The organism is Microbacterium sp. Y355 (genome assembly GCF_059445345.1).
The window spans coordinates 271,107-285,389 of record NZ_JCAIUD010000002.1 but is presented as its reverse complement, the minus strand read 5'-3'; the positions used below and the strand labels follow the sequence as shown (position 1 = coordinate 285,389).

Here is a 14,283-nt window from a genome sequence, read left to right as displayed (position 1 = left end):
AGGCCTCACCCCTTGGTGGCGCCGGCGGTGAGCCCGCTGACGATGTAGCGCTGCGTGAACAGGGCGATCAGCATGATGGGCGTCGTCACCACGACGGATGCCGCCATCAGCGCACCCCAGTCGATCGACGCGTAGCCGATGAAGTCGAAGATCGCCACCGGCAGTGTCTTCGTGGAGTTGCCGGAGAGCACGAGGGCGAACATGAAGTTGTTCCACGAGAAGATGAACGACAAGATCGTGGCCGTTGCGATACCTGGCACCGAAAGCGGCAGCGTGATCCGGAAGAACGCGCCGATCGCTGTGAGCCCGTCCACCTGCGCCGACTCCTCCAACTCTTCTGGCAGCTGATCGAAGAAAGACATCATGATGTAGAGGATCAGCGGTAGTGACACGAACATGTGCGACAGGATCAGTGGTGCGTACCCGCCCGTCAGCTTCAGCTGCGCGAAGATGAAGTACCAGGGCACCAGCAGACTGACACCGGGAATGATGCGGGCCAACAATACGACCATGGAGGACTTGTTCATGATGAACCGGCTCATGGCGTACGCGGCAGGAACTGCAAGCACCAGCGAGAGCGCAGTCGCCATGAAGGCGACGAAGAACGAGTTCCAGATGTAGACCAGGTAGTTGCCGCGACGCGGGTCGAACACCGTTCCGTAGTTGTCCAGCGTCGGGTCGAAGATGAGCGCCTTGGTCGGATCGTAGATCTGCACGTTGTATTTGAAGCTCGCCAGCACCATCCATACGATCGGGCCGAGGAATGCGAGCACGATGAGGGCAAGGCCGACGAACCGGCCGACTGTGCCCCAGCGGGCCTTCTTGCGCCGACGCGGCCGCGGCTTTGCGCCGCCGGTGACGAGCGTGCGGGTATCGGCCTGAGTGTCATGGTTGAGTGCGCTCATGACTCCTTGCCCTTTCTCTGCATCTGGAGAACCCAGATCACGGCCAGGATGAGCAGGAAGAACAAGATCAGCACCGCTGACGCCAGTCCGTACTCGTTGTAGTCGAAGCTCAGGCCGTAGGCGTAGACGTTGAGCGTCTCCACATCGTGGAACGCACCACCGCCCTTGCCCTTGGTGGCATAGAGGATGTCGAAGGTCTTCAACGCGTCGATACCGCGCAGCAGAACCGCCGCGATGATCACCGGACGCATCAGCGGAACGATGACGTACCAGAAGCGCTGCCAACCGTTCGCGCCGTCGACCTTCGCGGCCTCCTGAGGCTCCTCGGAGAGGCCGGTAAGCCCGGCCAACAGGATGAGCGTCACCATCGGCGTCCACTGCCAGATGTCGACGAAAGTCAGCGTCGCCAACGACGTGGCAGGATCCGCCAGCCACGGTTGAGGGGGAATTCCGACCCAGCCGAGCATCTCGTTGATGAAGCCGATGTTCGGCTCGAAGAGCAGTCGCCACATCATGCCGACCGCGACCGGTGTCGCCACTAGGGGAAGCAGGATGATCGTTCGGACGACACCCTGACCGCGGAACGGCTTCCACAGCAGGAGGGCGATGATCATTCCGAGAATCAACTCGAAGAAGAGCGCACCACCGGTGAAGGCGAAGGTACGCCAGACCGCGGGCCAAAAGCGCTCGGTGTCGGTGAGCGCCTCGACGTAGTTGTTCACGCCGATGAAATCAAAGTCCCGGCGGACAGAGCGCTTCGAATCGGTGAAGCTGAGGAAGAGTGTCCATCCCAACGGGATGGCGAGCAGGAGAACGGTGAACGCGATGGAGGGTCCAGCGAACAGCCACTTTCGGTGCCGATTGGCCCAGCGACTGAAGCGCTCCCCTGCCCCGACCTGGTCGGGAGTCTGAAGTGCAGTCATGAGTACTTCCGTGAGGATCGGCCGTCATCGCCCCGGTGATTCACCGGGGCGACGACGGACTCGGAGTGGTTACTCGGCGTCTTCGAGGAGGAATTCGTCGAACGCCGTGTTCGCGGAATCGGCCGCAGCATCCACGTCGCCTCCGGAGATGGCGATGACAATCGGATCGCCGACGATCTCGCGGGCCTGAGCGACCTGGATCACCAGCGGGCGATCCTCGCCGACGCCGTTCGCGCCGTTGATCTTGATCGCTTCGACAAGTTCGGCCGGGTAGTCAGCCGTCGCATCGGGGTCATCCCACACCGAGGTGCGAGCACCCATGACTCCGAGTTTCGACATCTCCAGGGTGACCTCCTTCGACGTCGCCCACTGGATGAACTGCCACGCCGCGGACTGGTTCTCGCTGGTTTCGTTGATCGCGAGTGCCCACGCCGCCACGTTGTATGGCTTGGAGCCAGCGGATCCCTCGGGGAAGGCCGCGAAGCCCACCTGGTCAGAGACCGTCGACTGCGTCGGGTCAGTCATGTTCTTGTAGAGGCTGTCCGCATCCGCGATGAAAGCGGCCTGGCCCTGCTGGAAGACGGCGAACGCCTCAGCCCAGCTCATCTCCGGGTTAATCGTGGCATCCGTGTGGTTGCGGATGAGGTCACCGTAGTACTGGTAGGCACCACGTGCCTCATCGCTGTTGATCGCGGAGGTGCCGTCCTCGTTGATCCACTTGCCGCCCGAACTGAACAGGAACGCGCTGAACTGGGTCACCGCGGCTGATTTTCCGGTGCGGCCGATGTAGCCGGCGACGTCGGGGTGCAGCTCGTGGATGGCAGCTGCTGCCGCATCGAGTTCCTCGAGCGTGGCCGGGACTTCAAGTCCGGCCTCCTCCAGGAGGTCTTTGCGGTAGTACAGCACCGTGCGCTCGGTGATGATCGGAACTCCGACGACCTCGTCCTCGTAGGTGGTCAGCGACGCGGGCCCAGACTGGAAGTCTGACCAGTCCCAGTCGGCGTCGGCCTCGACCTCTTCGGTGATGTCAGAGAGATAGCCATTGCTGGCGAACAGCTTGTTCTCCTGCAGCGGGCGGTACATCAGGACGTCGATCTCATCGGTTCCTGCGTTGAGCTTGACGTTGTACTGGTCGGAGAGCTGGTCTTCGGCGAGCTGTGAGATCTCGACTGTGGCTCCGGTCTCCTCTTCGAACTCAGGGATCAGGTCCTTGAGCGATTCCGTCCACACGTGGTTCGCAAGGGTGACGCGAATGGTCTCGCCTTCGATGCCTTCACTCGCATCGATGTCCGAGCCCGAGCTGCAGCTGACGAGTGCGCCAGCGACCACTGCTGTTGTTGCCGCCGCGAGGAAGCGTGCGGTCTTGGATCCGTACTTCACTGTGACTCCATCCTGAGCCGCGCGTCATCGCGAATGCTCCTGGTGCAGGTGTTCCGTTACATCTGCTCAGTGGTCAAGATAGTTCCCACAAGTCATACTTATCAACCCATGTGACCAAAAAGATAAGATCTAGCCATGAACACCGAAATTGCACCCACCACCGACCCCAAAGGTTCAGTGGTGAAAGGCGACCTCCGCAATCTCGTACTCGACACACTCGGTCGCGAGATCTGTTCAGGTGCGATCGGACCCGAGACAACATTCACGACCGAGTCGCTTGAAGCTCGCTTCCAGGTCTCGCGATCTGTGGTTCGCGAAGCCCTGCGTGCGCTCGAGGCTCTGGGGCTCATCACACCGAAGCGGCGTGTGGGCTTGCGCGTGCTGCCGCTGACTCAATGGAACGTCTACGACCTTCAGGTCATCCGCTGGCGCCTCGCGGGCCCCAGTCGCGTCTCACAGCTGCGGTCGCTCACCGAACTGCGCGGAGCGATCGAACCCGCCGCAGCCCGAATGGCTGCGATGCGCGCCCCGCTGAATCAGGCCAGCGACCTCATGGGTCTCGCCGGACGGCTGTGGGCTGCCGGCAAAGCAGGCGATGTCGCAGGCTTCCTGAACCTCGACAAGGAGTTCCACTCCCTCGTCCTCACGATGAGCGGCAACGAGATGTTCGCACAGCTGCATCACCTCGTCGCCGAGGTACTCACCGGGCGCTCACAGTACAACCTGATGCCGCAGTTCCCGGCATCCGAAGCTCTGCAAATGCATGTAGACATCGCTACCGCGATCCAGACCGGAAATGCGGATAAGGCAGCCGCCTCCATGGTCGCGATCATGGATCGCACGCTCACCGAGATGAGCTCCATCTGGGACAACGAGATCCCGATCATCGGCTGAGTGCCGCCGATCGGGACCTCGCCACGGTCACTTCGTGATGTCGGTCACTGTTCCCTTTGCCAAGCGCAGTCGCCGCGTGGCCCGACGAGCAACCGCAGAGTCGTGGGTCACGATGATCATCGTGATCCCTTCGGCGCACAACCCCTCCAGAAGCACCAGAATCTCGTCACGCATGCTCTCATCGAGATTTCCGGTCGGCTCGTCCGCCAGCAGCACCTTCGGGCGCTTGATGATCGCCCGAGCGATGGCGACGCGCTGCTGCTGACCGCCGGAGAGCTCTGATGGCAGGTGGTCACCACGATCGGCGAGGCCCACGTGAACCAGAGCCTCCTCGACTCGGCGCAGCCGCTCAGCTTTGTCGAGCTTCATCATCTCCAACGCCATGTTCACGTTCTCCGACGCCGTGAGCGTCGGGATCAGGTTGAACCCCTGGAAGACGAATCCGATCTCCTCCGAGCGCAGTCGGTTCAGCTCCGTCGCGGATGCGGATGCCAGCTCAGTTTCACCCAGCCGCAGCGAACCGCTACTGGGCCGGTCTAGCGCCCCAAGCAACTGCAGCAGGGTGGACTTGCCACCTCCGGTCGGTCCTTGAATCGTGACGAACTCTCCGGCACGAATCTCCAGATCCACACCCGTGAGCGCCTTGATCACCCGGTTCTTCTGTGTGTAGGTGCGGGTGACATCCTTCAGCCGGTAGATGGCATCGGGCCGCGGCGCAGCATCCGCTTCATGCGTGATCGTGTCAGTGACGGTCATTGCTTCTCCTCCAGACATGTCGGCGCTCACGCGACCGAACGAAGTGCTTCAGCGGGGCTCAGACGAGCAGCGCGCCAACCACCAAACGCACCGGCGAGGAGGCCTCCGAGCACAGCGATGCCCACGGCCGCCAGAATCACCACAGGCGTGAACGGCGCATTGAGCACGATGTCCACGGCCTCAGTCGTTTGGAACATGCCCCCGCCACCACCGGTCGGTCCGCCCATGCCTCCGCCGCCTGGTCCGCGCATACCCTCAGTGGTAGAGCTCGCAGCGGCAGAGATCGTGGGCTGGATGATGTTGATCACGACGATGCCCACCACCCCGAGGATGAGTCCGCCGATACCACCGATGAGGCCCTGCACCATCGATTCTCCGGCGACCTGTCGCACGACACGACTGTTGGACCAGCCGATCGACTTCAGCGTGCCGAACTCTCGTGTGCGACGCGAGACACCAGAAATCGTGAACAGCACGGCCATCAGCAGCGCGACGCCGAGCACGATGATAGACAGCCATGTGCCGAGGTTCGTGATCATCGAGGTTGCGCTGGTCAGCGAGCCGGACACAGTGGAGGCAAACTCGGACTGCGAGCTCACCGTCGCATCCGGAAGATCGTCCGCAAGAGTGGTCTGCAGAGCGTCGATTGCCGACGAAGATTCCGCCTGGACATAGACCGTCGAGATCACGTCGTCGACTCCGGCAAGAGTCTGCGCGGTATCCAGCGGCAGGTAAACGTTGGCTGCGGTGTCCGCGGCATCCGACGTCGAAGTGATCAGGCCGACGACCTCAAGCTCAGAGCCGGCGACGTCGATGACATCGCCCACGGCGATCTCGTTCGTGGTCGCATAAGAGCCATCGACCAGAGCGACGAGCGCCCCTGAGTCGTCGGCATCGAAGCCACGACCAGCGCTGACCTCGACGGAGGCGAGCGGGCCGATTGCCGAGCCTGCCGGATCGATCCCGAGCACCGTGAACGAGTCGATGTCGAAAGAGCTTCCTCCGGCACCATCAGGGCCACCGCTCGGCGGGCTCTGTCCTTCGCCGGGCATTGCACCCAGGTCGCTTTGGTCGCCCTGCCCACCGAAACCGCCAGTGGGCAACTCGCCAGAAAATGTCGAGTTGGTCAGGCTGAGAGCTGCGGCTGCAGCGCCGACACCATCGGTCGCGCGTATGTCGTCGAGAACCGATCCTTCCAGAGTGCTGCGCATCATCTCGGTGGTGAGCTGCGACTGGCTGATCGTGGTGGTGTCGTCGGTGCTCGCTCCGGCATCCGAATCGAAGTCGAACTGGCGCCCGCCTCCCTCGCCTGGTTCGAATGCGGCACCGGTGACCGTCAGGTCTGTCCCCACCCCATATACCGACTCCAGCGCCTGTGCCTGCGCATCGCGCACACCTGCGGTCAGCGCGTTGACGACGATCACCAGCGCGATCGCCACGGCGAGACCCACAGCGACGATCACCGTCTGTTTCTTTCGTCCGGCGAGTTCTCGCCGGAGATATCTTCCGTACATCTCTCTCCTTCGTCCGCGGCCATCCACGACTGAATTCGAAGTTATGCATCGTGCATTTGGACGCGTGATGACCGGGTGATGAGATTCGTATGAGCACTGATTCACATCAGTACTGAGATTCACAGATCACGCATAGCGGATTCCATAGCAATCACATAGGAGATTGCCCAGAATGGTGTCATGCCCAACGACCAGCCTGAACTGCGCCGCCCCGACGGCTCGCCCCTGCGCATCCTCGCCGTAGACGATGAGCAGATGCTCACCGATCTGCTCGCCATGGCGCTTCGCATGGAAGGGTGGGAGGTGCGCACTGCATCCTCGGGTCTGGAAGCACTCCAGGTCGCGCGCGAATTCGAGCCCGATGCCCTCGTGCTCGACATCATGATGCCCGACCTCGACGGCATGAGCGTGCTGCGACGCCTCCGCGAATCGGGCAACTTCGTGCCAGTGCTCTTCCTCACCGCGAAGGATGCCGTCGGCGATCGCATCGCTGGTCTCACCGCCGGCGGCGACGACTACGTCACCAAGCCTTTCAGCCTGGAGGAGGTCATCGCGCGTCTGCGTGCGATCATTCGCCGCACCGGGCTTGCCACCAGCGATGACGGCCAGTCGATTCTGCGCGTTGGTGACCTCACGCTGAACGAGGACAGCCACGAAGTCGAACGCGATGGCACCGAGATCGAGCTGACCGCCACTGAGTTCGAGCTACTCCGCTACCTCATGCGCAACGAGCGCCGGGTGCTCTCGAAGGCGCAGATTCTCGACCGGGTGTGGAGCTACGACTTCGGCGGCAAGTCCTCGGTCGTCGAGCTGTACATCTCTTACCTCCGCAAGAAGATCGACGCCGGGCGCACGCCATTGCTGCACACCGTCCGCGGCGTCGGGTACATGATCAAGGCCCCGCAGTGACTTCAATGAGGCTGCCGCGACGCCCGTTGACCCTGCAGGCGCGGCTGATGGCCGCTGTGATCGGGTTCGTGTCGCTCATCCTCATCATCGTCGCGGTCATCACGAGCGCGACGCTCGGCCAGGCGTTGGAGGGTCAGCTCACGGAGCAGGTGCGCTCGCTCTCCGGTCGTACGACGAGTCTCGTCACACAGACCGCTGGCTATGCCACGGTCACGAATACTTCGCTGACGGCGCGTTCAACAATGGAGAACGTCGCTCCGCCGGCGACCGGGATGCTGCTGGCCTTCTGGATGCCGGACGGCGGCGCCAGCGGCGTCGTGGTCGACGGTTCAGGCGCCCTCACTGATCTGACGAACTCCCAACTCGGTGCCATCGACAAGGCGCTGGCCGGACGCGGCACCGGCACGATTACGCTCCCCGGTGGTGAGTCCTATCAGCTGTTCGTGACGCAGACGCAAGTCACGAAGCTCTTCCCCACGATCAACGTCGTCACTGGTCTTCCTCGTGACAATATCCAGAGCACATTGGCGCAGCTACTGACGGTCATCACGCTGGCGACCCTGGGTGGCCTGATCCTGCTCGCCATCACGACGACCGTCACGATTCGCATGAGCCTGCGTCCGTTGCGCGCGGTGGCCGCAACGGCGACCCGCGTGGCGAATCAGCCGCTCGATCGCGGCGAGGTCACCATCACCGAGCGCGTGCCCGAAACTGAGGCAGATCCACGCACGGAGATCGGACTCGTGGGCGCGTCGCTCAACACGCTGCTCGACCACGTCAACGACTCCCTGGCGTCACGCCAGAACAACGAAGAGCGGATGCGTCGATTCGTCGCGGACGCGAGCCATGAACTGCGTACGCCTCTGGCATCCATCCGCGGGTATTCCGAGCTCTCGCTGCGGGATCGCGCGTTGCCAGAAACTGCTCAGATGGCACTGGAGCGCATTCAGGCACAGTCGCTGCGGATGACCCGACTCGTTGAGGACCTGCTGCTGCTGGCTCGCCTGGATGAGGGTCAGGAACTCGTGCACGGCACAGTCGATCTCACCCAGCTTGCCCTGGAGGGTCTGGCCGATGCACGCCCCACTGCTCCGGATCATCACTGGAGCATCGATGTTCCAGAGGAGCCGGTGACCATGCTCGGCGATGCAGGGCGACTGCATCAGGTCGTCGCGAACCTGCTCGCCAACGCCCGCACCCACACACCTGCCGGCACCGAGATCACCCTGAGCGTGGCACGAGAGAACGACGAAGCCGTGATTCGCGTGCACGATGATGGCCCGGGCATCGATCCTCAGGTACGTGATGAGCTGTTCGCTCGTTTCGCCAGGGGAGACAGTTCACGCGCCCGCCAAACCGGTGGCACCGGCCTCGGACTCGCGATCGTCAAGGCCATCGTCGAGGGCCACCACGGAGAGATCACGGTGGAGTCCAAGCCCGGAGACACCGCCTTCACCGTCCGGTTCCCGCTGACGCCGGTGCCCTCCGCGTCGGCGTAGCCCGGCTGGCCTGGGTCTCGGACAGGCCCCAGTCGCCTCACCGCGGGAGGCAGGGGCCGACGTGCGAAGGCTCCCCTCAGTAGCCGGCGAAGGCGTCCGTCGTCAGGGTGCGCGCCTTCTGCAGAGCAGGGGCGAGATCCGCGAGCAACCTCGGCGGACCTGAGATGAACGTGTGCCTGGTCGAGATGTCGGGAACCACTCGTTCCAGACCCTCTGCATCCAGACGCACCCCTTGCGCCCACGTCCAGTGCTCGGGCAGACGCTCTGGGGCATCCCGTGTGAACACGATCGTGCGCACGCCGGTCGCCTCGAGTTCGGCGCGGAACGCGAGCTCTGCGGCCTCGGCGGCGACATAGACCAGCACGACATCGCGGTGCACGCCATCGGCCCGCATCTGCCGCAGCTGCGAGACGAATGGTGTGACGCCGATGCCTGCGGCGACCATAAGCAACGGCACATCACCGTGCGGCAGCACGAAATCGCCCCAGGTGCCGGTGACGGCGAGGGTGGCACCCGGCTCGGCGCTCGCCAATGCTCGCTTATACGAAGACGGATGCTTCTGATCGCCATTCTTGTACGCGATCCGTAGTGTCGGGAGGTCTGCCGGCGCCGAGACGATGCTGAACTCACGGCGGGTGCCACGCGCATCCGGGCGGTGGTGCGGCACATCGAGCTCGAGGTACTGCCCCGGCACGAACTTCAGCTTCCCCTTAGCCCGGAAGGTCAATTCCTGCGCCGTCGGGGTGATGAACTCGCGCTTCTGAAGAGTGAGCCGCACAGATCCACGCAGCGCGAAGGCCACTGCGAGCAGGTTGCCGATCAGCAGCGCCCGTTCCTGGCCCAGCGTGAAAAGTCCGCCGACGAGGATCGGCCAGCCGGCGAGCACACCAACCAGAGCCGCGACCGAGAACTGCTGCCAGCGCCGGGGCGGGCTCGTCAGGGGCTCTGAGACCATGAACACGCCGAGGAACAGGTATGGCGACTGCAACAGAGCGAACTGAAGCGCGGATACAAGGTCGAAGTCGATGTCAAACTGCTGCGCCTGCACCGCTTGGCGCACGACCGCAGTGCCGACGGCGATCATCAAGAAGACCAGCACCACACGCACCTTCTCAGTGCGCCACAGCACGACCAGCCCGAAGACTGCGACCGGGATCGCGAGAGCTGGGTTTCCGACCCACCAGGAGGCCGAAGTGCCGAGCCATTCAAATGCACCGAAAGAGCCGACAATCGTGACAACGGCTGCACCGAACGCCGCGGGGTTCAGGATGTGCCTACCCCGCCAGGCGATGACGTACTTCGACAGGCTCGCGAGGGCACCTGCCAGGGCGAGACCGAGGATGCTCGCGGGCTCGACCCCTGGCCTCATGACGAACAGCAGAATCAGCGCGGTTACCAGCGAAGACTCCACCCGCCATGGCAGATGCAGAAGTCGCTGCGCTCCCGCATCGACGGCAGAGATCACCACGGCGAGCACGAAGAACGAGACGACGAGCTCCAGCGGTGTCGGCGACACAATCACGCCGAACGCCGACAACACCAGCGCGATGAGCGCGAGCGTCGCCAGTGCGAAGAACACCAGCCGGTACATGGACACGGCACCGAGAACGGCGAGCACTCGTTGACGGATGGCGATGAATGAAGATGTCACAGAACAACTCTTCCCTATCCGTGGCCCGCTGAGGTCGTGAACAGCTCAACCGGGGCATCCGTGGAGCGCTGTGAGCGTCCGTCGGTGCTCATTCGCACCCACCGCACATCCCAGCGGTCAGCGAGCTCCGCACCTCCATCGAAGAACAGTGCGGTGGCCGCGGCATCCGCCCGCATCGCGTCGGGGGCGATCGCCCACGTCGCTGCCCACGTGCGCACCGGCCTGCCGGTGCGAGCATCCAGCACGTGGTGCAGACCGTCGCCCCACGCGCGCCGATTGATGGCGGATGCGCACAGCGCCTGATCACGGATCGTCGCGATGCCGATCGCCTTGGATGCATCAAACGGGTGCTCCAGACCGATACGCACCTCGGAGCCCCGCACGGCGAGATCGCCACCCGCATCGACGATGAGGTCGCCGTCGACGTCGGAGAGAGCGTCGACCACGAGATCGACGAGTCGTCCCTTGCCGAGCGCGCCGACATCGATCACCCCAGCGGATGCCAGCGACAGCTGCAATTCCGACCAGGTGAGGATGCTGGCCCAATCGGACGGCGCCGCCTGCGGCTCCACGGCAGCGAGGGAGTATGCAGCGTCGTAGCCGAGCGCGTTGAGACTCTCCCCCACCAACGGGTTCACGGCTCCCTCGGTTGCTGCGGACAGTTCGCGATACGTCTCGAGCATTGCCGCGGCATCCGCCGGTATCGCAGCCGTACCACCAGCCAGCGAAAGGTGTGTCACCAGCGAATCATCACGAAAGCGGGACCAGGTCAGGTCGAAGTCTTCGATGAGGGAATCGATCGCCGCCCGCTGCGCCTGCTTCAGCGGGCTTTCGGTCTCGATCTCCCACCGCGTGCCGATCGCGTCGAAGCGCCAGACGGACATCGTGGACTAGGCCGCGGCCTGCTCTTTGATGTCGGCCACTGCAGAGTTGAATCCGCCGCTGGTCAGCGACGAACCGGCGACGCGACTCACATTCAGCTCGTCGATTGAGACGCCGACCACTTCTTCGGCGATCCCGCCGATGAATTGGCCCTGATACTGCTCGGTCTCCCGCGCCTGCGGGTCACCGGCCACCTCAACATCGGTGACGACGCCGCCTTCAAGGCTGAGCGTCACCGAGATCTGCTCCACCGTCTCTGGCGTCTGGTACGAACCCTCGGCCGTGTAGGTGCCGTCGACGTATTCGTCGCCCGACGGTGGGCCTGCCTCTGCCTCTGCGTCCGCTGCACCGGAGCATCCGGCCAGAACCAGAAGTCCTGCGACACCTGCGACGGCTGCGCTCTTGCGAACGGATGACGGGACAGTCGAGCTGATCATGGGTTCGAGATTAGAACGGCCCGCTATGCGCGGGCTGTGCTGATCGAAGGGTCGGTTACGCGTCGCCGCCGAACATGCTGGTGACAGAACCATCCTCAAACACCTCGTGGACGGCGCGGGCCAGCAGCGGGGCGATCGGCAGCACAATGAGCCCATCCCAGCGACGCGACTCGCTCAGCGGGATGGTGTCGGTGACGACGACCTCGTCAATCGAAGCATCCTGAAGACGCTCACTCGCCGGGTCGCTGAAGATCGCGTGCGTGGCGGCGACGATGACGCGGCGCGCGCCTGCAGACTTCAGCGCTTGTGCAGCCTTGACGATGGTGCCACCGGTGTCGATCATGTCATCGACGAGAAGGCAGGTGCGGCCTTCGACGGCGCCGACGATCTCGTGCACCGAGACCTGGTTGGCGACCTTCGGGTCGCGGCGCTTGTGGATGATCGCCAGCGGGGCGCCCAGGCTATCTGACCAGGTGTCAGCCACCCGGACACGGCCCATATCGGGCGAGACGATCGTGAGGGTCTCACGATCTTCGGGAGTGAGGTTCGCTTTGAAGTGCTCCAGCAGCACAGGCTTGGCGAACAGGTGGTCGACGGGGCCGTCGAAGAAGCCCTGAATCTGCGCGGCGTGCAGGTCGACACTCATCACACGGTCGGCACCGGCAGTCTTGAGCAGGTCTGCGACGAGGCGGGCACTGATCGGCTCGCGACCGCGACCCTTCTTGTCCTGACGGGAGTACGGGTAGTACGGGGCGACGACGGTGATGCGCTTGGCAGAAGCACGCTTCGCGGCATCGATCATGATGAGCGTCTCCATGAGCCACTCATTGACCGGCGTACCGAAGGTCTGAATGAGGAACAGGTCGCATCCGCGGATCGAGACCTCGAAGCGGGCGTAAATCTCACCTGAGGCGAACGTGCGGTGTTCGACGGGTACCGGCTGGATGCCGAGTCCTTCGGCGACCGCCGCAGTCAACTCTGGGTGCGAACGACCGCCTGCGACGACGAGCCGCTTCTTGGTCTTCGCGATGAGCCCGGGGGCCACACCGTTGTCCCGATCCAGTTCAACGGTCTTCTTCTTGTGCCCCATGACCAGCCTTACTCTGCGGTTTTATTCGCTCGGGATGCCACTTCTGCGGCGCCCGTCCCGGCACGATTCTTCTCGACCCACCCCTCGACATTGCGCTGAGGGGCGACACTCAAGGCTAGGGCACCAGCGGGGACGTCCTTGCGGACGATTGCTCCCGCTCCGGTCTTCGCACCAGCACCAATCCTAACCGGCGCGACGAAGACGTTATGCGAGCCCGTGTGCACCTCGTCACCGATCTCGGTGCGGTGCTTGACGATGTCGTCGTAGTTCGCGGTGATCGCTCCGGCGCCGAGGTTGACTCGTTCACCGATCGTGGTGTCACCGACGTACGAGAGGTGCGGAACCTTGCTGCCCTCACCGATCTGCGAGTTCTTTGTCTCGACGAAGGTGCCGATCTTGCCGTTCGCGCCAAGCACCGTGCCTGGGCGAACGTAGGCGAACGGTCCGACGTTGGCGCCGGCGCCGATGACGGCGAGCGTGACATCGGCCCGGCGGATGACGGCGTCCTCACCGACCTCGGTGTCGACCAGCGACGTGTCTGGTCCGATCACGGCACCGGATTCGATGACGGTCGCACCGGAGATGATCGTGTTCGGCAGGATCGTGACATCCGCAGCGAGCTTCGCGTCGTCATCGATCCAGGTGGTCGCGGGGTCGATGATCGTGACACCCTCGCGCTGCCAGCGGCGCACGATGCGGTCGTTGAGCACGCGGCCGGCCTCAGCCAGTTGCACCCGGTCATTGATGCCGAAGGTCGCGGCGGTATCCACGGCGATCTCGGCTGCGACGATCTCCTGCGCATCACGCAGTAGCCCGATCACATCGGTGAGGTACATCTCACCCTGCGCGTTGTTCTGGTCGACCTTCGTCAGGAACGTGCGCAGCGCGGAGGCACGGAACACATAGACGCCGGAGTTGATTTCGGCGACCGCCGCCTCTTCAGCCGTGGCATCCTTCTGCTCCACAATGCGCGCCACGGTGCCGGTGGCGTCGCGGATGATGCGTCCATAGCCGGTCGGGTCGTCCAGCAGCGCGCTGAGCACAGTGGCCGCAGCGGAGGCTCCTCGGTGCGCGTCAACAAGTGCCTGGAGGGTCTCGGCCTCCAGCAGTGGCACGTCGCCGGAGAGCACGAGAACGTCACCCACGAAGTCATCCGGCAGCGCGTCGACAGCGATCTGCACCGCGCGCCCGGTGCCTGGAATCTCGTCCTGGTCGACGACGATGGCGTCCGGGTACTGCTCGGCGAGCACCGCGACGACGCGGTCGCGCTCGTGACGGACCACGACCTCGATGCGCTCCGCGCCGAGACGGGATGCAGTGGTCAGCACATGTCCGACGAGCGAACGTCCGCTGATCGAATGGAGCACTTTCGGCAATCGAGATTTCATGCGGGTGCCCTGCCCTGCGGCGAGCACGATGATCGCGAGCTTGTTCTCCGTCATG

At 63.7% G+C, this 14,283-nt stretch carries 13 protein-coding genes; 3 read left to right on the top strand and 10 right to left on the bottom strand.

Annotated features, from left to right (window positions below; all coding sequences use genetic code 11):
* Nucleotides 1-5: 5 nt before the first annotated feature.
* From AC1C2O_RS18395 to AC1C2O_RS18385, 3 genes are all read right to left on the bottom strand, one after another.
* Complete coding sequence (locus tag AC1C2O_RS18395) at nucleotides 6-905, bottom strand: carbohydrate ABC transporter permease (protein ID WP_495432018.1); 900 nt, start codon at nucleotides 903-905, stop codon at nucleotides 6-8.
* Nucleotides 902-1,828 (bottom strand): carbohydrate ABC transporter permease, encoded by a 927-nt coding sequence (locus AC1C2O_RS18390; RefSeq protein ID WP_495432017.1) that lies wholly within the window; start codon nucleotides 1,826-1,828, stop codon nucleotides 902-904. The genes AC1C2O_RS18395 and AC1C2O_RS18390 overlap by 4 nt, the downstream gene beginning before the upstream one ends.
* 69 nt (nucleotides 1,829-1,897) lie before the next feature.
* Entirely contained in the window at nucleotides 1,898-3,208 is a 1,311-nt protein-coding gene (locus tag AC1C2O_RS18385) for an ABC transporter substrate-binding protein (protein WP_495432016.1), read from the bottom strand.
* Nucleotides 3,209-3,343: 135 nt separating this feature from the next.
* On the opposite strand from AC1C2O_RS18385, the gene AC1C2O_RS18380 reads away from it, so the two are divergent.
* Nucleotides 3,344-4,102, top strand: coding sequence for a FadR/GntR family transcriptional regulator (locus AC1C2O_RS18380; RefSeq protein ID WP_495432015.1), 759 nt, complete (start codon nucleotides 3,344-3,346; stop codon nucleotides 4,100-4,102).
* A 27-nt stretch (nucleotides 4,103-4,129) separates the two neighbouring features.
* Here AC1C2O_RS18380 and AC1C2O_RS18375 read toward each other — a convergent pair whose 3' ends face one another.
* Nucleotides 4,130-4,858: an ABC transporter ATP-binding protein gene (locus AC1C2O_RS18375; RefSeq protein ID WP_495432014.1), complete on the bottom strand. Its 729-nt coding sequence runs from the start codon at nucleotides 4,856-4,858 to the stop codon at nucleotides 4,130-4,132.
* A gap of 26 nt (nucleotides 4,859-4,884) precedes the next feature.
* Nucleotides 4,885-6,372 (bottom strand): ABC transporter permease, encoded by a 1,488-nt coding sequence (locus AC1C2O_RS18370; protein ID WP_495432013.1) that lies wholly within the window; start codon nucleotides 6,370-6,372, stop codon nucleotides 4,885-4,887.
* A gap of 180 nt (nucleotides 6,373-6,552) precedes the next feature.
* Here AC1C2O_RS18370 and AC1C2O_RS18365 point away from each other — a divergent pair, with 180 nt between their 5' ends.
* Nucleotides 6,553-7,281 (top strand): response regulator transcription factor, encoded by a 729-nt coding sequence (locus tag AC1C2O_RS18365; protein WP_495432012.1) that lies wholly within the window; start codon nucleotides 6,553-6,555, stop codon nucleotides 7,279-7,281.
* Nucleotides 7,282-7,286: 5 nt separating this feature from the next.
* Entirely contained in the window at nucleotides 7,287-8,780 is a 1,494-nt protein-coding gene (locus AC1C2O_RS18360; RefSeq protein WP_495432178.1) for a sensor histidine kinase, read from the top strand.
* 76 nt (nucleotides 8,781-8,856) lie between these two features.
* On the opposite strand, the gene AC1C2O_RS18355 is transcribed toward AC1C2O_RS18360, so the two are convergent.
* The 5 genes from AC1C2O_RS18355 to glmU are packed head-to-tail and all read right to left on the bottom strand — an operon-like array spanning nucleotide 8,857 to nucleotide 14,282.
* The gene (locus tag AC1C2O_RS18355) at nucleotides 8,857-10,431 is read right to left on the bottom strand and encodes an FAD-dependent oxidoreductase (RefSeq protein WP_495432011.1); all 1,575 of its coding nucleotides are present in this window, start codon (nucleotides 10,429-10,431) and stop codon (nucleotides 8,857-8,859) included.
* A gap of 14 nt (nucleotides 10,432-10,445) precedes the next feature.
* The gene (locus AC1C2O_RS18350) at nucleotides 10,446-11,315 is read right to left on the bottom strand and encodes an FAD:protein FMN transferase (protein ID WP_495432010.1); all 870 of its coding nucleotides are present in this window, start codon (nucleotides 11,313-11,315) and stop codon (nucleotides 10,446-10,448) included.
* Between the two features lie 6 nt (nucleotides 11,316-11,321).
* Nucleotides 11,322-11,750 carry an FMN-binding protein gene (locus AC1C2O_RS18345; RefSeq protein ID WP_495432009.1) on the bottom strand — a complete coding sequence of 143 codons (429 nt, stop codon included), beginning with the start codon at nucleotides 11,748-11,750 and terminating at the stop codon, nucleotides 11,322-11,324.
* A gap of 55 nt (nucleotides 11,751-11,805) precedes the next feature.
* A complete protein-coding gene (locus tag AC1C2O_RS18340; protein ID WP_495432008.1) occupies nucleotides 11,806-12,840 on the bottom strand; it encodes a ribose-phosphate diphosphokinase in 1,035 nt (344 codons plus the stop codon).
* Nucleotides 12,841-12,848: 8 nt separating this feature from the next.
* Nucleotides 12,849-14,282, bottom strand: coding sequence for a bifunctional UDP-N-acetylglucosamine diphosphorylase/glucosamine-1-phosphate N-acetyltransferase GlmU (glmU, locus tag AC1C2O_RS18335; RefSeq protein ID WP_495432007.1), 1,434 nt, complete (start codon nucleotides 14,280-14,282; stop codon nucleotides 12,849-12,851).
* Nucleotide 14,283: the final 1 nt, after the last annotated feature.